Genomic DNA, 21,108 nt, shown 5'->3' with positions numbered 1-21,108 from the left:
TCCCTTATAGAGGGATCGCCTTCTTTTCTTGGGCTGCATTGAAGGTGTCGAGATAGGTAAGGAATTCAGAAACTTGCAATGGCTTGCTGAACATGTAGCCTTGCGCATAATCACATTGCAAGTTCTGTACCCACGCCAGCTGTTCCTGGCTCTCCACACCCTCAGCCACGATGGAGAGCTGCAGTTTCTTGGCTAAGGTCACTATCGAAGAAACGATGGCTTGGTCTTGGAAATCTTCAGGCAGGTTCGCAATAAATGCACGGTCGATCTTCAACGTATCAACAGGCAGCTGTTTTAAGTAATTGAGACTGTTGAATCCTTTTCCGAAGTCATCCAATGCAATACGTATGCCCAGCTTTTTCAGTTCCGCTATCGTATAGGCTGCGCCCTCTACATCTTGAATGGCCGTTTCTTCGGTTATCTCTATCTCCAATTTCGTTACATCCACTCCTGGATATAAATCCATCTGCTTGCGAATGAAGCTCAAGAAGCGATTATTATAAAACTGCTGGGTGCTGATATTGACAGCAACATGAAGGTCATGGAAGGCTTCTTTATTCATTTCTGCAAATACAAGCTCGATCATCTTCTTATCCAATGTGATGATATCGCCGTTCTTTTCAGCCAAAGGAATGAATTGAGCTGGAGGAATGATGCCATGGACGGGATGGATCCAGCGACAAAGCGCTTCTACGCCATAAACCTTGTCGCCGGAACTTGCCATCTTGGGCTGGAAGTACACTTGTATTTCTCCATTCGAAATGGCACTGCATAATTCCGATTCCAATAAAGCGGGCTGACTGTCATGCAAATTATCATTGGCAAAGAATTTATAATTCGATCGGCCGCTTTCCTTGGCCAAATACATGGCGATATCGGCAAAACGCATCACTTCCTTGCTGGTGGTTCCGTTATCTGGTACCAAAGCAATGCCGATGCTTGTGCTGACATTCACTTTTCTGCCTTCGATGAAAAATGGTTCTTCCACACTTGAAATGATGTTTCTTGCCAATAAAGTGGCATCTTCTCTTCTTGCGTTGGGATACAGCAAGGTGAATTCATCCCCACCAAGACGTGCAAGTACACTGTCTGGTGGCAGCATCCGCGATAGTCGTAACGTGACGAGCTGCAGCAATTTATCGCCGAATTTATGTCCGAGCGTGTCATTGACCGCCTTGAAACGATCCAAATCCATGAAGAAAAGGGCAGCTGTTTCACTTGTCCGTCCTTCTAAATAACGGAGGAGCTGCTGTTCGAAATAACGGCGGTTCGGTATATTCGTCAATTCATCATGATTTGCGATATATTGTAATCGGGATGCCTGCTCGGCCATCTTTTGATCCGTCGAAGTCGTAACAAATGCCAGTACCTGAGTCAAAAGGATGACTAGCATCACGCTGATGGCAAGGTTGATATTATTCGGTGTGAATACCGGCTCTGGTAAGATCGAGCCAGCATTCACATGAACAATGGCAGCTTTCATCGCGGTGTAGTGCATGCCGCAAACAGCGGCTCCCATTGTGATGGCACTTGCGAGTTTCAGTAGATGCTGTCTTTGACCAGTAAAAGTTTTAAAGTGCTGAAACAATAGCAGTGCTACGCAAGATGCTATAATGGCAATGACGATCGATAAATAATAATACGTGCCGCCGTGGTGCATCATACCATCCAGACGCATGGCCATCATACCTATGTAGTGCATGCTTACGATTGCTGCTCCCATGAAAAGGCTACCTGCCAAAAGGCGGAGGAAGGTCATCTTGATGGAAGAAAGAAAAAATGCGATGGAGGTGCCGGCAAAAGCAAAGATTATCGATAAGATAACCATGCCGGGATCATATGTGACTTCCACCGGCAGTTTATACGCCAGCATGGATAAGAAATGCATTGCCCAAATGCCTAGTGCCATCAGGAGTGAACTGGAAATGAACCAAAAGAATTTCCGCCACCCTGTCGTACGGTTGACCCTGGAACACATATCCAAAGCAATATAAGAAGAAAGAATGGCAATGAATATGGAAACGACAACAAAAGTGACATTATATGTACCAGTAACTTCCTGCATGTAAAACCTCCAAGGTGCTGTATGTAGTCAAATAGTCATAGGGATATTGTATACCCAGTATTAGAAAAAGCAAACCATTATAAAGTAAATAATGGTAAATAATTCTTGGATTTCAAGGGAGAAATTTTCGTGCGAAATAACTATATATACGATGTTGTCATTGTAGGAGGCGGAACCACAGGTCTTTATACATCTTTTTATACCAAACTGCGAAAAATGACAACATTGTTGATAGAAGCTACTTCGGATTTTGGCGGCAAAGTGGCGCAGTTTTATCCAGAGAAGCATATATATGACGTCGGGGCTCATCCTGTTGTTTCTGGTGAAGAGTTGGTGGGCAGGCTGCTGGAGCAGAGCCAGTCGGCAGAACCGGAAGTGGTTACAGGGGAATTTGTGGAACAGATAAGGAAACGGGAAAACGACATTTTCGAAGTGGAAACGAATTCCGGTAAGCTGTATATGGCACGGACCATCATTCTTGCCTCAGGAATGGGGACTTATCAAATGAAGCCGCTGCGGCTGACAGAAGCGCCGCTTTATGAAGGTAAGAATCTTCATTATCACTTAAAGTCGCCTGAGAAATTCCGGGACTTGCGTGTGACGGTGTATGCAATGAATAGGACCGGGATCGATTGGGCGATGGCGCTTGAGAAGACGGCGAAAGAGGTCGTACTGCTCAATCAGCAGGATTATTTTCTTTATACACCGCCGCAAGTGATCGAGGCATTGGAAAAGACGTCCATACAAGTGAAATACAATCATAAAGTAACCAAGCTGATGGGCAATAGCCGAGGTTTGCATACATTATTCGTAGACCAGGATGGCATGGAAATGATGTATGAAACAGATGCGCTGCTTTATTATGAAAATGTCAATCTTACTCAAACGCCATTCATAAGCTGGGGAATTGAGACAGATAAAAACAAAGTTCTCGTAGACCACGGGATGGCGACCAATGTTCCAGGCATTTTCGCAGCAGGAGATGCAGTGCAGTATCCTAAAAAGAATATGCTGATTGCAACAGGTTTTACAGAAGCCATCACAGCCGTCAATAGTGCCAAGCTATATCTGGATCCATCAGCAAGTGCACAAGTGTATAGTACAATTGAATACCAAAAAAATAGAGGCTGACGGCAGCCTCTATTTTTGTAAGATTTCCTTTTCGATCACTCTGGCAACACCGTCTTGTTCATTTGTGCCGGTTGTATAGTCACAATGCTGTTTCACTTCTTCGGTCGCATTCCCCATGGCAACCTTCGTTCCCACCACTTCTAGCATCGGGAGATCATTCATGCTGTCACCTATTGCGATGATATCTTCTTTTTCAACATCCAGATGCTTAGCGAGTTTTTTTAGTGCAATACCTTTTGAAGCTTTGCCGCTCACGATCTCCAGGTTGAAATCGGCGGAAGAGAACAAGTTCAGTCCCTTTTTGCTCAGCGTATCGGCTGCTGAACGCCGTCTTTCTTCATCAAAGCTGACGATTGTTATTTTGAAAATTTCATCGCCAGCTTGAAAAACTTCTATATAATCATCTATCTCTTTTATATTTGCCTGGCCAAGTTGACGCTTTCGGGCCCTTTCCATTTCGCTTCTACCGTCTTGGTGTACAATGTCCATCTCATCCTGAAGCACCTGCTTCGCCTTGCTTGTAATGAAAATCTCTTTAGCTGTGACAATTTCATAATAATAGTTCTCATCATTCAGCCAAGTGACAATCTCTTTGGCGTAAATCGTTTCAAGCGGCGAAGGAAGGGAAAGTTTCCCATCGGGGTCATAAGTAGCAGCTCCGTTGGCTCCTATCACCCACGTCGAAAGCTGTTCATCTTCAAAAAGACGTTGTACGTCAAAATTCGCCCTCCCGGTTGCAATGACGATTTCAGCACCGGCTTGCTGCGCTTTTTTGACGGCATCTGCATTCAGCGCGGAAATGGTGTAATGTGGATTAAGGAAAGTTCCATCAAGGTCTATTGCTACTAATTTGCTCATCTCATTCGCTCCTTTACTCTTTTTATAGCATATTCCCTTTCGTAAATAGGATGTAAACTGACGAAATGAGGGTAGTAAAGTATAATAAGGTGTCAAGCCGCTCACAATCTTACTAATACATAGAGAAATGGTTTTTACCTAAATGGAGGGAAAAAAATGGCTGGGAAGTTACTATCCGTAATTGTGCCTTCGTTTAATGAAGCGGAAAATGTAAAACTTTTTTATGAAGAACTTGCCAAGGAACTGCAGTACTCATCCTATGACTATGAAGTGATTTATGTGGATGATGGGAGTTCCGACACCACGCTGTTGGAGCTGAAAGAGCTAGCAGATAAGCATTACAATGTGCGTTATTTGTCATTCACGAGGAATTTCGGAAAAGAAGCGGCAATACTGGCTGGATTCCAGCATGCCAAGGGGGATTGTGCAGTCGTCATCGATGCCGATCTGCAGCACCCGGTTTCCTTGCTGCATGACTTGCTGGCAGGATTTGAAGAGGGCTACGATCAAGTGATCGCACGCAGGAACCGTAAAGGGGAAAGTTTCCTGCGAAAAGTGGTTTCGACGATGTACTACAAGATCATCAATCGATTCATCGATGTCCGCATCCAAAATGGTGTCGGGGACTTTCGTTTGCTCAGCCGCCGGGCCATTGATGCTTTATTGATCCTGAGTGAGGGAAATCGATTTTCAAAGGGATTATTCTCCTGGATCGGATTTGAACAAAAAACGGTCTATTACGATAATGTCAGCCGGCAGAACGGGGAATCGAAATGGTCATTTGGAAAACTTTTCGATTATGGTATAGATGGCATCGTGTCATTCAATACCAAACCTTTGCGAGTCTGTTTGTATGCAGGCTTCATCGCGCTGGTCCTGTCACTGGCTTATATATTGTATACATTTGTGGAAGTGCTGATCCATGGGGTCAGCACACCGGGTTACTTCACCTTGATCACCGCCATCCTTTTCCTTGGCGGCGTACAGCTGGTCAGCCTTGGTGTGATCGGGGAGTATATCGGCCGCATTTATAATGAAACGAAGCGCAGACCGCATTATTTAGTGAAAGATACAAATATCGAGGCAAGGAAGCATTATGAAAAAAATATGGAAGCTTGAATTCACACGTTTTATCATTGTAGGTGTACTCAATACAGTCTGCTATTACTTGTTGTATTTACTTTTCTATCAGCTGGCGGATTTGCATTATCTTGTATCGCATTGGAGCGGCACAATCCTCAGCATGATATTCTCGTTTTTCCTGAATAGTTACTTTACGTATGGCGTAAAACCGACTTGGCGGAAGTTTTTCCAGTTCCCGCTGACACAGGTTGTTAATATTGCGGTATCATCTGTCCTTGTCTATCTTTTCGTCGAGGGCTTTGGATGGAACGTGACAGTGGCGCCACTTGCAGCGGTGTTCTTCACCGTGCCGATCACGTTTGTCATCACTAGTAAGATCATGAAGAGCGGACGTAAGGATGTGACACATGAAGCGTAAGTGGAAAATCGTGCTGCTGGTTTTGGCAGCACTTGCATTTGCAATATCAGTACATATATATTTCATCTCTGAATACTTAAATGGCCGGTTCATGCTCGGTCCAAATGATGGCATGGCACAAATGCTTCCATTCAAGCAGCACTTGTATGAGCAATATACACAAGGAAACTTCTTTTATTCGTTCTCTTTCGGTCTTGGCGGCGGCATTTATAGCCAGCTGGCATATTATTTTTCGACCAGTATCGTTTACCTGCTTTCCTTGCTCGCAATCAAGATGCTGGATATCGTCAACTTGATCGGAAGTCCGGATGTCATCACCTGGGCAAAAGCGATTTTGCCGGTCAGCATCATCAGGCTATCAGCAGCGCTTCTTCTGACAGTCGGCGTTTTCCGGTATATGCGGATACCGCTGTTACCGGCATTCGTGGGAGCGAGTTTTTATGCCGGCAGTGCCATCTATTTCCGGCATGTCGTGTATTGGGAGTTTTTCGCCAATGCATTCCTGTGGCTGCCGCTGCTCGTTCTGGGAGTGGAGAAGATCATTCGGGAGCGGAAACCTTATTGGTTCATTGCTGCTATTGCAATTTCCGTATTTGATAACTTCTACTTCTCTTACATAAGTTTTGTGTTTATTGGTATGTATGTGATACTGCGGTGGTTCATCAAGCTATCGGATGATGAGCTGCCGGTCAAGTCACAGCTGCTTTATTTCATACCAGCTATACTGCTCGGTTTTGGGATCGGTTCGATTTCTTTCATCCCGTCGGTGTATGCATTCTTGAATAATTACCGGCCGGCATTTCAAGATGAGATCCCATTTTACGGGAATGAAGATAATATCCTGTTCACGAGCAGAACGCTGCTTTTGCCAACATTATTTGTCTTGCTTATTTGTACTGTGGGTTTGTACAAAAACAAGTTATTCCGATTGTTTGCGCTGTTGAGCCTCGTATTCATCTTCTTCCAGGGAAGCCCTCGAATAGCGAGTGTTTTCAATGGATTTTCAGCTCCTCAGTATCGTTTCGAGTATTTATCGATGTTCGTCGTTGCCGGGACGATTGCAGCAGGACTCGCTTTGCTGCCCAAAGTCAAAAAGCTGCATCTGCTGCTGGCAGTAGGTTTGACTGTATTGCTTTATAGTCTGTATCTGCACCATGACGTAACGCTCGATCTGGCAGATGAATGGGCAAAGTATGTCTGGGGCGGTGCGGCTTTTGTACTGGCTGCGTTCCTTATCTACACATTCAAGCGAAAGACGTGGGTGTTCGGCCTTTGTTTGCTGGTCGTGTTTGCAACGTACATACCGCTGATCAATGTCCATCAGGAAAAACAGCTTTCGGAAGCAGGCAATGTCGAGGACTCCACGCTGCAGCTTTTGACTAGCGACAAATATGCCAGTACAGAACAGCAGGATTTGATTCATGATGTACTTGCCAAGGATGAAGATTTCAGCAGGATAGAATGGAAAACTGACGATAAGAATAATACAAATTTGGTACAAGGCTTTCCTGGTATCAGTATTTATTCGAGCATCCTGAATAGGGAACTGTTGTTTTTCTATTACTATGATTTGAATATCGATATGAAACGGGAAAGTGTCAGCCGCTATTCCGGCTTTGGAAACAGGGCCAATCTGTATAGTCTGCTGAATGGGAAATATATCATGTTCGATAAACAAGAGCCGATTGCTGCTCCTTATGGTTTCAAACCGTATATGGAAAGCGATCAGTATATTGTTTATCAGAATGAGAATTTGCTGCCATTTGCCAAAGTAGGGACAGAGGTATTCCAAGAAAAAGACTTGGAATCTCATACGCCGCTTGAACGTGAGCATGCAATGCTGGAGGGAATCATCCTTGAGGATGGGGAATCTACCGGACGTGCTGAATCGTTGCCGAATTTGATGGATCAAGTCAATGTCGAGGCAGCGGGAGGCTCATATCAGGATGGACAGCTGCAAGTGGAAGCAGAAGAAGGCGGACTGGATTTGAAGCTTGATGAAGATTTGCCGCGAACAGGTGATTATTTCATAAGTTTCCATTTGAAGAATAATGATGCCAGCGCTCCTTTATATGATTTGACTGTCAATGAGTTTGAAACGGACAGGAAATCGCAGCAGTCCATTTATCGTACAAAAGTCGATGACTTGACGATTCGTGTGCAGGCTGCCGATACGATCCGGATAAGGATGCCGGAAGGAAGCTATACCATCGATGATTTCACACTGCAGCATGAGGACTACGAAAAGCTCGAAGAAACAAAAGAAACAGCTGAGGATATTCCATTTTCGATTGATAGCAATCAAGTGACGGTGGATTATGATAATCAGCAGCATGATAAGTATTTAAAAATACCTGTCCCATATGAAAAAGGCTGGGAAGTATCCATTAATGGAGAGAAGCAGGAACTCCTGAAAGCTGATTATGCGTTCTTGGGTGTCGAACTGAAAAATGGTGAAAACCACATTGTCTTCACTTATAAGCCGCCTTATTGGAATATACTGCTCATTATTTGTATTGTAAGTATTATCTTGTCATTATGCTGGGGATGGTACTTGCGAAAACGTCATTTGGCGGGTGAGAAAGGTGAAAAAGCGTAAAAAGAAAAAGCAATCTCTTTCAGGTGCTTTCGGTACAGTGATTCTATTCGGTTTGGGTTTATTCGTCCTTCTCTTCTTCCTGTCTGTTGTGGTAGACAAAAACGACAGTGAACAGGATGGAGGAAGGGCATTATCGGAGGACGTATTGACTTATCGGGATACAGTAGAGCAAATACTGGCTGAAACGGATCAGCAAGAGTTGGCTCCGCTTGTTCTTTCCATCATGATGCAAGAGTCCGGCGGCAGAGGAAATGATCCTATGCAAGCCTCGGAAAGTAAATGCGGCGAAGTTGGCTGCATCGAGGACCCGCATGAGTCGGTTATTTACGGTGTCGAACATTTTCTTCGTATGCTGGAGGAGGCAGATGGAGAAAAAGATGTGGCCATCCAGGCTTATAATTTCGGTGCCGGGTTCATCGGGTTCGTCAAAGGGAATGGCGGTGTATTCACTGAAGAACTGGCAGTTCAATTTGCGCAAAAGCAATACGCGAATCTTGAAAATCCGGAAGAATATCGCTGTATACGACCTGAATCAGAAGAATTGGATGCATGTTACGGAGATATTCATTATGTGGAAGCTGTGTACAGTTATTTACCAGCCGCCGAAGAAGCCTTTGCAAAAAAATGACCCCCGCTGCTAAGCAGTCGGGGGTTTGAAATTGGAAAATACATTAAAATCACGCCACGCCTGCTCAATAGTGCGGAGGCGTTTTTTTACGTCAGCCGCTTTTTCTTTCCCGATCAAAGCGATGAATGCATGTATGAGACTGATGGGAGCAGTCAGGGAATGCGTCAGCGATGGCGAAATGCTTGAGGCCATAAAGGAATAATCAGCCGCTGTAAGCAAAGGGGATGATAACCCATCGGTGATGGCAATCGCTTTGGCACCGCGATCTTTAGCCATTTGGAACAAACGCAGCGTATGGTTGGAATAACGGACAAAACTCAGTGCTATCAATGCATCTTCTTCCCGAATGGTTGAAATCTGATCGATTGCGCGGTCGGAAGGCTCCACGATCTCAACATTCTCGAAAATGAAAGAAAGATGATAATGTAATAAATCTGCTACACTGATGGCGCTGCGGTTCGCCAAGATGAATATTCGCTTGGAATTGATCACTGTGTCAGCAGCCGAATGGAAGGCCTGCATATCGATTCCTTCCATCGTTTCCTGGATATTTGCTTGGTCTCGCAGGAAGATGGCGTACAAGTCATGATCTTCGGTTTGGATATCCTCGGAAGGATGCTTGAATCGTTCTGTTGCACTCAGCTGTTCCTGCATGGCATTTTGCAAAGCCAGCTGCATTTCAGGATAACCGCGATATCCCATGAAAGCAGCAAAGCGAACGATTGTAGCATCACTCACACCCGCAGCATTCGCCAACCCTTCCACATTGAGGAAGGGTGCTTGATTCGGATGCTCAATGATATAATTGGCAATTTTCTTCTGGGACTTTGACATCTGCTCCCGCTGACTGGAAATACAGTGATAAATATCCGGCATGACAGAAAAAGACCCCTTTCACATTATAGTTTACGTAAATATACGTCTTCGACTTCGTGATTCGTTCCTTTACGGAAGATAAGATCCGATCGGCCCTTGGTCGGCAGGATGTTTTCATGCAGGTTCTTCGCATTGATCTCTGCCCATATCGTATCCGCTGTTTGCAATGCTTCTTCAATGGACACTTCTGCATAATGGCGGAAATAGGATTTCGGATCCTGAAAAGCCGTTGCGCGAAGCATAAGGAATCGCTCTTTATACCACTTTTCAATATTGTTTTCATCTGCATCGATGTAGATCGAAAAATCGAAGAAGTCACTGACAAAGAATTGATATTCCTTTTTCACTTGCAGCACGTTGACTCCCTCTACAATCAGGATGTCGGGACTGGAAACCAGTTCTGTCTGCTCCGGCAATACGTCATAAGTGAGATGGGAGTACTGCGGTCCTTTGATATTGGTGGTCCCCGCCTTCACTTGTCCCATAAATTCAATCAGTGCCTTGATATCATAGCTTTCTGGAAACCCTTTGCGTTGCATCAGTTGTTTTTCCTGCAATACTGCGTTTGGATATAGGAAGCCATCCGTTGTGACAAGCTCCGTTTTCTTATGCGGCAGTACGCGGGAAAGCAGCAGCTGCAACAGCCTGGCGATGGTACTTTTACCGACGGCAACACTGCCGGCGATGCCGATGATGAAGGGAACTTTCTTTTCACTTGTTCCAAGGAAGGCGCCGGCTTTTGCGTGAAGCGTTTCAGATGCCTCTAAATAATAGGAAATCAATTTTGTCAGCGGCATATAGGCAGTCTCCACTTCGGATAAGGAGATGCGCGTATTGATTCCCCGGATTTCTTCCAGCTCCGTTTGTGTCAGGGGCAATGTTTTAGTTTCCGAAAGAGCAGCCCACGCTTCCCGGGGAAAATGATAGTAAGGTTTGTATGTATGCATGATTACCCTCAACTTTTGTCTGCGAATTTGAGAATTAGTGCCAAGTAAAAACGTTTACAAATACTTTTCCATTTTACTACGACAAAATTCAATAATCCAGAGTGGAATCTTGGGGTATAGAACGATAGTAATCGCTTGCATAACTTGTATATACAAGTTATCATTGTTTTGTATTCGCTTTCATATAAAAATAAGTGAGGTGGCCAAGGTGGATTTAAGGCAGCAGGCAGAAGAGATATTGGCAGCACTGGGCGGTAAGGAAAATGTCCAAGCGGCGACGCATTGTGTGACGCGTTTGCGCTTGGCATTGGATGATGAAGGGAAAGTCGATAAAGAAGCACTGCAGAATATCGAAGCGGTGAAAGGATCTTTTTCAGCAAACAATCAGTATCAAGTCGTAATCGGACAAGGAACAGTCGATAAAGTATACAAGGAATTCATTCAAATTGTTGGAGTCGGGGAATCAACCAAAGACGAAGTGAAAGAGGCGGTGAGCAGCAAAGGTAATCCGCTACAGCGCATATTGAAGACACTCGGGGATATTTTCATTCCGATTTTACCAGCCATCGTGACAGCAGGTTTATTGCTAGGTATCCATAATATCCTGAATAACCGAGGCATTTTCTTCAGCGGATCGATCATTGAAGTCTATCCGCAATGGGCAGGCATTGCCGATATGATTTATGTAATCGCTAACACGGCGTTTGCCTTCCTTCCAGCGCTGATTGGTTGGTCTGCGGTCAAGAAATTCGGCGGCAGCCCACTGCTTGGGATGGTGCTCGGTTTGGCGCTGATTCATCCGTCTCTATTGAGTCCGACGGATTATGCCAGCGCTGCTTTGGAAGGAAATGCGCCGGTTTGGAATTTATTCGGATTGGAAATCCAGCGTATCGGCTACCAGGGGCAAGTCCTGCCGGTCCTATTTGCATCATGGGTGCTGGCCAAAATTGAAATATTCTTGAGAAAGAAGGTTGCAGACAGCTTCCAGCTGCTTGTAGTAGCTCCTGTAGCACTTTTACTGACTGGCATTTTAAGCTTCGTGGTAATCGGTCCTATCATGTTCATCGTAGGAAATGCCATTACGGACGGATTTGTTGCAGTATTCGATACAGTCGCTCCGCTTGGCGGTTTATTGTACGGGGCATTATACGGCGCATTGGTGGTAACGGGTCTGCATCATACTTTCCTTGCACTCGATTTACAGCTGATCGCAAATACGGGTGCCACATTCCTATGGCCGATTCTGGCGCTGTCGAATATCTCCCAAGGTTCTGCGACACTCGGTGTCATGCTGGCAACCAAGGATGAGAAGCTTCGCGGACTGTCGCTTACGTCATGGATCAGTGCTTGGCTCGGTGTGACGGAACCTGCGGTGTTCGGTGTGAACTTACGTTTTCGTTACCCGTTCTTCCTTGCACTCGGAGCTTCGGCGATTGCCGGCACATTCATTGCTTGGAGGGGAGTGGAAGCAAGTTCGGTAGGTATCGGCGGGGTGCCGGGTATTTTCTCCATTCTTCCTGGAAGCTGGGGAGCATTCGCGATCGGGATGATGATCGTCATTGTAGTTCCATTCGTCACAACCTATCTAGTTGCTAAAAGGAAAAAGAATGTGTAAACAGGGAGGCAATTAACTATGCACGAACCATGGTGGAAGAGAAGTACCGTTTATCAGATCTATCCAAAGAGCTTCAATGATACAACTGGGTCCGGAAAAGGCGATTTGCAGGGAGTGATCGAAAAGCTGGATTATCTGAAGGAGGTTGGCGTCGACATGATATGGCTCACGCCAATCTATCAATCGCCGCAGCGGGATAATGGATATGATATCAGCGATTATTATAAGGTCGATCCAGCTTATGGCACGATGGAGGACTTGGAAAACTTGATCAGCGGATTGCATGAGCGGGATATGAAGCTGATGATGGATATCGTCATCAATCATACCTCAACGGAGCATGAATGGTTCGCCCAGGCAAGTGCGTCCAAAGATAGTCCATATCGTGATTATTATATCTGGCGTGATCCGCAGGAGAACGGTGAGCCGAATAACTGGGTATCCAAGTTCGGCGGCAGCGCTTGGTCATTGGAAGAACAATCGAATCAGTATTATCTGCATTTGTTTGATCAGACACAGGCAGATTTGAACTGGGAAAATGAAAAAGTTCGACAGGATCTATTCAAGATGATGAATTTCTGGGCGGAAAAAGGACTTGACGGATTTCGTCTGGATGTCATCAATCTCGTATCGAAGGTTCAGAGTTTCCCGTCCGATCACGATGCTCCGGATGGGCAGTATGGAAAGCAGTATTACACGGATGGACCGCGAATCCACGAATATATGCACGAGATGAATCAAGCGGTTTTTACACCGAATGGATTGGTGACAGTTGGCGAGATGTCTTCCACCAGCCTGGCTGCCTGCCAGCAATATACGAAACCGGATGCCAAGGAGCTGGATATGACTTTCAACTTCCACCATCTGAAAGTCGATTATGAAGATGGCCAGAAATGGACAGATGGTGAATTGGAATTCATCAAGCTGAAGCAAATTCTTTCAGACTGGCAAATCGGGCTGCATGAAGTCGGCGGCTGGAATGCCCTTTTCTGGTGTAATCATGATCAGCCTCGCATCGTAAGCAGGTTCGGTGATGACGGGGAATATAGGACGGTATCGGCGAAGATGCTAGGCACAGTCCTGCACATGATGCAAGGAACTCCTTATATTTATCAAGGAGAAGAAATAGGGATGACCGATCCGAAATTCTCACATATAGCACAATACAAAGATGTCGAAACACATAATGCTTATCGGAATTTAAAAGACACCGGCATGGCGGAAGATCAGGTCCTTAAAATCATCCAAGGTCGTTCCAGGGATAATTCCCGCACGCCGATGCAATGGAATGGTAAGGAAAATGCCGGCTTTACAGATGGGATACCATGGATAGCAGCTGCGTCGAATTATCCTTCTATCAATGTGGAAAAGGCATTGGAAGATAAGGAATCGATTTTCTACCATTATCAAAAGCTGATTCGATTGCGGAAAGATTATGATATCATTACCCATGGAAACTATGAACCGTTATGTATGGATGATGAGCATGTCTTCTGTTATGAAAGAAAGTGGAATGGAGAGAAGCTGTTGGTCGTTGCGAATTTCTTTGGGAACGAAGTGGAATTTTCCTATCCAAAAGAATCTGCGGCTAAAGCGGAAATCCTGCTTTCCAATTATAAAGACAGTTCTTCGGATTACAGAAAGATCAAGCTTCGGCCGTATGAAGCGGTAATTTACCATAGCAAAGCGTAAAGGCCTGATGAAATGCAAAAGAAATTTCAAGCGATTTATGATGTGTTGGCAAAAGAAATTCAAGCAGAAAAAATCAAGGCAGGTCAATTGCTGCCTTCAGAAAATGAGTTGACAGAGCGATTCGAAACATCACGTGAAACAGTGCGCAAGGCGCTGCAGCTTCTATCGCAGAATGGTTATATCCAGAAGCTGCAAGGTAAGGGGTCGGTTGTATTGGAGCAGGACAAGCTGCCTTTGCCTGTCAGCGGATTGACGAGCTTCAAGGAGCTGGCTCGCTCGATGTCCCAGCACGTGGAAACACGTGTCATCTCCCTTTCTGGAAAAAAAGCGAATGATTTCGATCAGCGAATGCTGCAGTGCGCGACAGGGGCTTCCGTTTGGGAATTGCATCGGCTGCGTAAAATAGATGGGGAGGCAGTCATTTATGATAAAGATCTGCTGTTAAAAGACCTAGCCCCAGGTCTGACGGAAACAATCGCAGCTGATTCCATTTATGATTATCTGGAACAAGATATGGGTCTGTCGATCAGCTATGCACGAAAAGAAGTGGTCGTGGAAGAAGCTGATGCAAAAGATAAAGAGATATTGGATATGGGAAGTTATCAACAGCTGGTAGTCGTACGAAGCGCTGTTTATTTGGAAGATACAACTTTATTTCAATACACGGAGTCGAAACATCGCCCGGATAAGTTCCGTTTTGTCGATTTTGCTCGAAGGACAAAATGAAAATGTGCATAGCTTGCAGGCTATGCACATTTTTTTGTGGGTAAGAACTAGCTTGTACACAGGAATATTCAGTTTGTTCACATAATTTGTGTGTAACACAAGTTATGCACAGAAAAATTTGGCGAATGCTTGTGCAATGCACTTATCCACAAGTGGATAAATCTCATTGGCGGATACGTTTGCCTAAAATGACTAAATCCCGCTCGATACCATCGAGCTCGGCTACATTCGGCATATTGGCCCAGCGATCAAAACCGAAGCGTTCGAACAGTCGGATGCTCGGTTCATTATGACCGAACACAAAACCTAAAACAGTTTTGAAATCAAGTGTTTCAGACTGATCAAGGACAAACTGCAGCATATTTTTCCCCAGACCTTTTCCTCGGGCGTTTTGATGTATGTAAATGCTCACTTCCACGGTTTTATGATAAGCAGCCCGGCCATAAAAAGGTTCCAAGCTGATCCAGCCCAGTATGTCACCGTCTTCTTCCACGACCCATAGCGGCCGCTGTTCGGTATGATGCTGGAACCAATCGAGTCTGCTTTCAACCGAGATTTCTTCCAGATCAGCGGTGACCATCCTGCCTGCAATAGTGGAATTATAAATAGAGACGATTGCAGGAAGGTCGTGAAGTTCTGCGACGCGGTAATGCATGTTCATTCCCCCATGTTTTTTGGCTTATTATACTAAACGTTTGGAAGGAAGCATAGTCTCGTTCGGTTTGGGGTACAAGATAAATAGGTGAACAGGCAGACGAGAGGATGTGGATTCATGTATTCTGTGACATTCGGTAAGTTACTGCAATTTGGTGCAATCGGTTTGGTGATTGGTTTCATCATCGGTATGGTCGCCATGCTCGGCTTCGATTTGAACTTCATGGCTATGATCGTAAGTGTACTGCTCAGCATCATCGGGGCATTTGCTGCAGGTATGTATGCCGAGTTGTATCATATCAGGCAAGCGGTGAATGAACAAACGGATAAGACATTGAAAAAAAGAGGGTAATGCAAGGTTTCGGCTGCTTATTTCAGCAGCTGGAATTTTTTTTGATGAAATTTATTTCACATGTATGAAATATTGAGGTATACTAATAATAGTAGAAAGCAGTAATTGGGGGTCTGTAAGTGGAAAGCAGAGATATGGTTGATTTTATCGAATTGGTTCGTAATGTCAATAAGGCGTTGCGGAAGGAATGGGATTTTCAGATTTCCGGACCTCAATTGGTTTTACTGAGGCTGTTGAAAAATAATGGACAGATGCGTATGTCGGATTTGGCTGAAGAAGTAGGGATCAGCTACAGCGGTGCGACGAATTTAGGAAACCGCATGATGAAGGAAGGCTACTTGGAGCGTATTCATTCAGAGAAGGACCGCAGGGTGGTCATGCTTGCCATCACGAAAAAAGGATCCGATTTTTATGAAAGTTTCTCCGGAGCAAGAGATAAAGCATTTGGATCTTTTCTGGATAAACTGACCGAAGAAGAGAAAAATGAGTTCATCCGGCTAAGCCGTAAGATGCTCGCCGATTAATAGAAAGGGGATGAGTGTATGTCGGACATTCGTAATGAAACGATACCCGATGGACACGAAATCGAACAAGCGGAAACTGAAATCAAGGAAGATGCGCACAGCATAAAACGAATTTTTCAGCAACCGAAGGCAGCATGGGCGGTTGCTTTTGCGTGTGTGGTTGCTTTTATGGGGATTGGTCTGGTCGACCCGATTTTACCATCGATTGCTGCACAGATGGATGCAACGGCCAGTGAAGTTGAGTTACTATTCACGAGTTATTTGCTTGTTACCGGAATCATGATGCTGATCACAGGCTGGATATCCAGCCGGATCGGCCCGAAAATGACATTGCTCATCGGATTGGTCATCATCATTATATTTTCGACTTTAGGAGGACTGGCAGGAAGTGTGAATGAACTTGTCGGGCTTCGCGCAGGCTGGGGATTGGGTAATGCCTTATTCATTTCCACCGCACTTGCTGTCATTGTAAGTGTGGCAAGTGGCGGTTCGGCAGTAGCGATCATGCTTTATGAAGCTGCCCTTGGACTTGGAATGTCAGTCGGACCGCTTTTGGGCGGACTGCTTGGATCCATTCATTGGCGTGCGCCATTCTTTGGTGTAGCCGTATTGATGCTGATCGGATTGCTGGCTGTGTGGACATTGCTCACCGATGTGCCCAAACCAGCTAAGAAAATTCCGCTTTCAGCACCATTCCAGGCATTGCGTCATCCAGGTCTGCTGACAATCGGATTGACAGCACTGTTTTATAACTTCGGATTTTTCACCTTACTGACATATTCACCGTTAGTCTTGAATCTTGGAGAATTTGGCATCGGGTTTGTATTCTTTGTCTGGGGTGTCATGCTGGCAATCGGATCCATCTTCATTGCACCGTCTTTCGAAACGAAATTAGGTACGAAAAAATCACTAGGTTTCGTCATGGTCGGTATCATTATCACTTTGGCTTTGATGGGCTTTGGTGCAGATTGGCCGGTATTCCTGATCGTGATGATCGCAGTGATGGGACTGCTTCTTGGTATTAACAACACTGTCATGACAACAGCTGTCATGGAAGTATCACCAGTTGAGCGCTCCACAGCGTCAGCTGCATATAGTTTCCTTCGCTTTACAGGTGGTTCGATATCACCGTGGCTCGCAGGGAAAGTGTCCGAGCATATCTCGGTCGGGGCTCCGTACTATGTTGCTGCAGCAGCAGTGCTCGTCGGATTGCTGTTATTCACTGTGAGACGGAATGCAATGGATCGTTTAAGTTAAAGGGAAAGCCATGATCAGCGGATCATGGCTTTTTTTGTATGGAGAGACGTATGTGAAATGCTATAATCGCTCATCGGATTATGATACCCTATTGTAAATAGAAACTATGCCGTTGGGGGGAAGTTCATGTATATCGTCCATTCCATCTTTGATGTTCCCGCTGAAAAGGCGGAAGAAGTAATTGCCATTTATCGAAACAGATCGAAATTGGTCGATCAAGCCCCTGGCTTCCGGCAGTTTCAGCTGCTGCATAATCAAAAGAAATCAGGTGAGCTGACGGTGGAGATTACCTGGAAGGACAAGCAAAGCTATATAGATTGGGTGAGCGGAGAAGATTTCAAGCGTATTCATGAGCTGGAGAAAAAATATCCTGATCAAGAGCTTGCAGCCATCCGACCCATCGTCAAAATGTTCGAGGTGGTGGCCAGGTGAATCAGCAGCCAGGAAAAGATGCGTTGCTTGATAGGATTGTAGAGGACATTTTCGATGCTTATCCGTCTTTATATGAGCGGTATGGTGAAAATGGGAAGAAGCGGACACGGGAAGATAATCAGCATCATCTGGATTATTTGCAAACGGCTTATGATGCAGATGATTCCCAGTTGTTTGTGGACTATACGCTGTGGCTGCATGAATTGCTGTCTTCACGAGGCATGAATGAAAGAATCATCATAGATAACTATTCGCGACTTATCCGGCTTCTGGATGGTTATATGAGTGAACAATATTATCGCTTTTTCAAAGCATGTCTGGAGGAAGGAATCCGAGCATTGCATGCAGAAAAGAAAAAGGACGAAGACAACTGAGGGTGGTACGTGATGACAGAAGCATGGCAGCGTTTTGCTGCTGCGTTGCTTGCGGGCGATGAGCGGCAGGCGTACACAATTTTAACTGAAGATGACAGACCCAGTATCCGTGTGTACAAAGAAATCATAACACCGGCCATGTATGAAATAGGGGAAAAGTGGCTGCGTAATGAAATCACGGTAGCAGACGAACATTTAGCGACGAGCGTCTGTGATTTTGCCTTGGCGCAATATATCTTTCCATTCAAACGGCAAAACAGGCAATCGGAGAAAAAAGCGATGTTTCTATGTTTGGAAGATGAACAGCATGTGATCGGTTCCAAGATGGTTGCTGCTGTATTTGAGGAGAATCATTGGCAAGTCAGGCACCTGGGACCTAATCTGCCCTTAGCTCATGCGTTGCAAAGTGCAGAGCAATGGCAGCCGGATGTAGTCGGTTTATCTGCTGCGATTCCATACCGCATCGCGACATTGAAAGAATATATAACTGCGTTTGAGCAATTGTCATGGAAACCTCGGATCTTGGTCGGGGGACGAGTTGTCGCTATGCATGATTTACGGACTTATTGCGGCAGTCAGACAAGTATCATCTATGACCTGGAAGAGGTCGCTGCATGGCTTGAGGGAAAGATGGAGGCGCCTGCAGATGGTGTCAGGTAAATTCCTCCCCCTTCCGTATTTCCTGCTCGATGAGGAGCTTACAATACTCGATCATTCCCGTCCGGCCAGTGATATATTTTTGATCGGCGATAATTTCATCACGCTGGTCGATGAAGAAAACCGGCAGAAGGTCAGCCATTATATACAGCCTGATGTTTCGGAAATAGACATAGAGCTGAATATGAAAACAAAACATGATCCCTTGGCGGTATTCCATATTTCGGTGAAATGGGAAGGAAAGAAAGCGCATGTCCTATGTGTAGAGAAAACGAAAGAAGTGGATACTCTCTCGAGTCAGCTTACCAAGCTTCGAAGCAGATTGTCGGAAACAGATTTCGAACTGCTGGAAAAGAAGGAAGAGCTGGAGGATGCGATAGCCCGGATCCATAAACTGAGTGGCCCATTCATCCCATTATACGCAGAAGCAGGGCTTGTCCCTTTGTTCGGAGATCTTCAAGCGGATACGCTGCAGGTAATCGAGGAGAACATTTTGTATCGTATCGAGGAAGGGGAATATGAGCAAGTATTCTTTGATTTTCATGCAGTCGGGAATATAACGGATGAAGGCAAAAGGCAGCTTGGTCAATTATTCGAAACAATCCAGCTGATGGGGACAAAAACGGTGATTGTCGGGCTATCACCAAAACAAGTCCAGGGACTGAAGTCAAAGGGTACATTGCAGGCTGCTTCCATGAATAGCTTAAAACAAGCAATATCAAAATATATAAAAAAGCAGAACCGAAAATAGTTCTGCTTTTTCCTTATAGGTCGACCGTATAAACGTCGCTTTTATTTACATTCTTCAAATAGATTGTATCCGGCTTGATTTCCAGTACGACATAGTCCGGATCATCTGGGCCATCAAGCCAAGCATTGAAGCTATCCTTCCAAAGATCCTGCTTCAGTTCGGGAGATTCGCTAACCCTTGCTTCAGCTTCGATTTCAACGTATTCGTCTCCGACGCCATCGCCATTGTATCCCAGCAGGATGTGGACATTATGGTTATTCTCGATATCATCGACTTTGTGTGAACTGCCGCTTGTTGCGCAATATAAGGTATATCCTTCGTTGAAGAAGGCCATATAGCGAGTATAAGGTTTACCGCCTTGAACGGTTGCTAGTGTGCCGATCTTTTGATTTTCCAAGATCTGTTCTACGTGTTTTTTGACTTCTGCTTGTTCCATCATGATCTCCTCCTTCTGATATCTATAGGTAGTATCCCTTTTTTGGCAGCTTATTAAACCCGAAAAAAGGGAAGTGTATATGGAGTGGAAGGAAGACCCGTTCAAAAGCCAACCTATGGAGGGAATTGTATGACTAAGATGCAGGAAGAGAAAAAACCACAAATCAAATGCCAGTCGGAATACGGAAAGCTGACACATGTTGTCGTCTGTCCGCCGGCATACATGGAAATTCGCAAAGTCATCAATGAAACACAAAAGCATTATTTGAACCATAATATCGATCAAACGTCAGCTATGAAGCAGCACACCGATTTCGTGACGGTATTACGAGACCATGGTGTGGATGTGATGTCATTGCCAGCCAAAGAGCCTTATAATGAACAAGTATATACCCGTGATATTGGTTTTTGCATAGGAGGTACGCTATTCGTATCGAATATGGAAGATGACATTCGCAAAGGAGAAACGGATATCTTGCGGGAGTGGCTGGGAGAGCAAGGTCTTACATATAAAAACGTTACAGAAGGGACGATCGAAGGCGGGGATGTGGTCGTTGATGGGCAGCGTGTCTGGGTCGGCTTGAGTAAACGTACAGATGAAAAAGCTGTGCAGCAAATACAGCAGCAACTGCCGGAATATGAAATCATCCCAGTAAGGATTCGCGAAGATATCCTGCACCTTGACTGTGTCTTCAACTTGGTGAGAAAAGACTTGGCAATCGTTTATCCAGATGCTTTTGAACAGGATGATCTCGAGCGTTTCCGATCTTTGTACAAGACAATCGAGATTTCAGAAGAAGAACAATTCTATATGGGGACGAATATCCTTTCCTTTGCGCCGGATAAGCTTTTGAGTTTGCCATCCAATAAAAAAGTGAACGAAGCTCTGCGTGAGGAAGGCATAACAGTCATTGAAGTGAATTTTTCCGAAATCATCAAATCAGGCGGTTCATTCCGATGCTGCTCACTGCCGCTGCAGCGGCAATGACAGAATAAAAACGGCAAATATATATATCCTAAGGTTTGGCAGGTAT

The 21,108-nt window shown here is 45.0% G+C and carries 22 protein-coding genes; 16 read left to right on the top strand and 6 right to left on the bottom strand.

The annotated features are described in order from the left end of the window. Positions 1-4 precede the first annotated feature (4 nt). A complete protein-coding gene (locus SFC66_RS15230; RefSeq protein WP_411219582.1) occupies positions 5-2,065 on the bottom strand; it encodes a putative bifunctional diguanylate cyclase/phosphodiesterase in 2,061 nt (686 codons plus the stop codon). A 129-nt stretch (positions 2,066-2,194) separates the two neighbouring features. On the opposite strand from SFC66_RS15230, the gene SFC66_RS15225 reads away from it, so the two are divergent. Continuing rightward, positions 2,195-3,196, top strand: coding sequence for an NAD(P)/FAD-dependent oxidoreductase (locus SFC66_RS15225; RefSeq protein WP_411219581.1), 1,002 nt, complete (start codon positions 2,195-2,197; stop codon positions 3,194-3,196). 9 nt (positions 3,197-3,205) lie between these two features. On the opposite strand, the gene SFC66_RS15220 is transcribed toward SFC66_RS15225, so the two are convergent. Beyond that, positions 3,206-4,054, bottom strand: coding sequence for a Cof-type HAD-IIB family hydrolase (locus SFC66_RS15220; protein ID WP_411219580.1), 849 nt, complete (start codon positions 4,052-4,054; stop codon positions 3,206-3,208). A gap of 156 nt (positions 4,055-4,210) precedes the next feature. Here SFC66_RS15220 and SFC66_RS15215 point away from each other — a divergent pair, with 156 nt between their 5' ends. Genes SFC66_RS15215 through SFC66_RS15200 form a run of 4 tightly spaced genes read left to right on the top strand, consistent with a single transcriptional unit; the run spans position 4,211 to position 8,782 of the window. Next, the gene (locus SFC66_RS15215) at positions 4,211-5,173 is read left to right on the top strand and encodes a glycosyltransferase family 2 protein (RefSeq protein WP_411219579.1); all 963 of its coding nucleotides are present in this window, start codon (positions 4,211-4,213) and stop codon (positions 5,171-5,173) included. Beyond that, positions 5,151-5,555, top strand: coding sequence for a GtrA family protein (locus SFC66_RS15210; RefSeq protein WP_411219578.1), 405 nt, complete (start codon positions 5,151-5,153; stop codon positions 5,553-5,555). Before SFC66_RS15215 ends, SFC66_RS15210 begins: the two co-directional genes overlap by 23 nt. Next, on the top strand, positions 5,545-8,154 hold the full coding sequence (locus tag SFC66_RS15205; RefSeq protein ID WP_411219577.1) for a YfhO family protein: 2,610 nt from the start codon (positions 5,545-5,547) through the stop codon (positions 8,152-8,154). The genes SFC66_RS15210 and SFC66_RS15205 overlap by 11 nt, the downstream gene beginning before the upstream one ends. Further along, positions 8,141-8,782 carry a lysozyme family protein gene (locus SFC66_RS15200; protein WP_411219576.1) on the top strand — a complete coding sequence of 214 codons (642 nt, stop codon included), beginning with the start codon at positions 8,141-8,143 and terminating at the stop codon, positions 8,780-8,782. The genes SFC66_RS15205 and SFC66_RS15200 overlap by 14 nt, the downstream gene beginning before the upstream one ends. Positions 8,783-8,791: 9 nt before the next feature. Here SFC66_RS15200 and SFC66_RS15195 read toward each other — a convergent pair whose 3' ends face one another. Then, positions 8,792-9,658: a MurR/RpiR family transcriptional regulator gene (locus tag SFC66_RS15195; RefSeq protein WP_411219575.1), complete on the bottom strand. Its 867-nt coding sequence runs from the start codon at positions 9,656-9,658 to the stop codon at positions 8,792-8,794. A 23-nt stretch (positions 9,659-9,681) separates the two neighbouring features. Next, the gene (gene coaA, locus SFC66_RS15190) at positions 9,682-10,605 is read right to left on the bottom strand and encodes a type I pantothenate kinase (RefSeq protein ID WP_411219574.1); all 924 of its coding nucleotides are present in this window, start codon (positions 10,603-10,605) and stop codon (positions 9,682-9,684) included. A 208-nt stretch (positions 10,606-10,813) separates the two neighbouring features. On the opposite strand from coaA, the gene treP reads away from it, so the two are divergent. The 3 genes from treP to treR are packed head-to-tail and all read left to right on the top strand — an operon-like array spanning position 10,814 to position 14,638. After that, positions 10,814-12,220 carry a PTS system trehalose-specific EIIBC component gene (gene treP / locus SFC66_RS15185; RefSeq protein WP_411219573.1) on the top strand — a complete coding sequence of 469 codons (1,407 nt, stop codon included), beginning with the start codon at positions 10,814-10,816 and terminating at the stop codon, positions 12,218-12,220. A gap of 18 nt (positions 12,221-12,238) precedes the next feature. Further along, the gene (gene treC, locus SFC66_RS15180; protein WP_411219572.1) at positions 12,239-13,912 is read left to right on the top strand and encodes an alpha,alpha-phosphotrehalase; all 1,674 of its coding nucleotides are present in this window, start codon (positions 12,239-12,241) and stop codon (positions 13,910-13,912) included. Positions 13,913-13,924: 12 nt separating this feature from the next. Then, a complete protein-coding gene (treR, locus tag SFC66_RS15175; protein WP_411219571.1) occupies positions 13,925-14,638 on the top strand; it encodes a trehalose operon repressor in 714 nt (237 codons plus the stop codon). Between the two features lie 163 nt (positions 14,639-14,801). Here the strand turns inward: treR and SFC66_RS15170 are convergent, their stop codons facing one another. Next, positions 14,802-15,299 (bottom strand): GNAT family N-acetyltransferase, encoded by a 498-nt coding sequence (locus tag SFC66_RS15170; protein WP_411219570.1) that lies wholly within the window; start codon positions 15,297-15,299, stop codon positions 14,802-14,804. 111 nt (positions 15,300-15,410) lie between these two features. Here SFC66_RS15170 and SFC66_RS15165 point away from each other — a divergent pair, with 111 nt between their 5' ends. The 7 genes from SFC66_RS15165 (at position 15,411) to SFC66_RS15135 (ending at position 19,639) form a co-directional block, all read left to right on the top strand. Beyond that, complete coding sequence (locus tag SFC66_RS15165) at positions 15,411-15,644, top strand: hypothetical protein (RefSeq protein WP_411219569.1); 234 nt, start codon at positions 15,411-15,413, stop codon at positions 15,642-15,644. A gap of 119 nt (positions 15,645-15,763) precedes the next feature. Then, positions 15,764-16,168 (top strand): MarR family winged helix-turn-helix transcriptional regulator, encoded by a 405-nt coding sequence (locus SFC66_RS15160; RefSeq protein WP_411219568.1) that lies wholly within the window; start codon positions 15,764-15,766, stop codon positions 16,166-16,168. Between the two features lie 81 nt (positions 16,169-16,249). Next, positions 16,250-17,425 (top strand): MFS transporter, encoded by a 1,176-nt coding sequence (locus tag SFC66_RS15155; protein ID WP_411219783.1) that lies wholly within the window; start codon positions 16,250-16,252, stop codon positions 17,423-17,425. Positions 17,426-17,551: 126 nt separating this feature from the next. Continuing rightward, positions 17,552-17,857 carry an antibiotic biosynthesis monooxygenase family protein gene (locus tag SFC66_RS15150; protein WP_411219567.1) on the top strand — a complete coding sequence of 102 codons (306 nt, stop codon included), beginning with the start codon at positions 17,552-17,554 and terminating at the stop codon, positions 17,855-17,857. Then, on the top strand, positions 17,854-18,231 hold the full coding sequence (locus SFC66_RS15145) for a hypothetical protein (protein ID WP_411219566.1): 378 nt from the start codon (positions 17,854-17,856) through the stop codon (positions 18,229-18,231). The genes SFC66_RS15150 and SFC66_RS15145 overlap by 4 nt, the downstream gene beginning before the upstream one ends. A 12-nt stretch (positions 18,232-18,243) precedes the next feature. Then, complete coding sequence (locus tag SFC66_RS15140) at positions 18,244-18,891, top strand: cobalamin B12-binding domain-containing protein (RefSeq protein WP_411219565.1); 648 nt, start codon at positions 18,244-18,246, stop codon at positions 18,889-18,891. Next, positions 18,878-19,639: an STAS domain-containing protein gene (locus tag SFC66_RS15135; protein ID WP_411219564.1), complete on the top strand. Its 762-nt coding sequence runs from the start codon at positions 18,878-18,880 to the stop codon at positions 19,637-19,639. Before SFC66_RS15140 ends, SFC66_RS15135 begins: the two co-directional genes overlap by 14 nt. Before the next feature lie 13 nt (positions 19,640-19,652). Here the strand turns inward: SFC66_RS15135 and SFC66_RS15130 are convergent, their stop codons facing one another. Beyond that, positions 19,653-20,078: a pyridoxamine 5'-phosphate oxidase family protein gene (locus tag SFC66_RS15130; RefSeq protein WP_411219563.1), complete on the bottom strand. Its 426-nt coding sequence runs from the start codon at positions 20,076-20,078 to the stop codon at positions 19,653-19,655. Positions 20,079-20,204: 126 nt separating this feature from the next. Here SFC66_RS15130 and SFC66_RS15125 point away from each other — a divergent pair, with 126 nt between their 5' ends. Next, a complete protein-coding gene (locus tag SFC66_RS15125; RefSeq protein WP_411219562.1) occupies positions 20,205-21,062 on the top strand; it encodes a dimethylarginine dimethylaminohydrolase family protein in 858 nt (285 codons plus the stop codon). Positions 21,063-21,108: the final 46 nt, after the last annotated feature.

The organism is Terribacillus saccharophilus (genome assembly GCF_046592895.1).
Classification (GTDB): Bacteria; Bacillota; Bacilli; order Bacillales; family Amphibacillaceae; genus Terribacillus; species Terribacillus saccharophilus_D.
The sequence above is the reverse complement of the archived record's forward strand: the minus strand, read 5'-3'. Positions and strand labels throughout refer to the sequence as shown.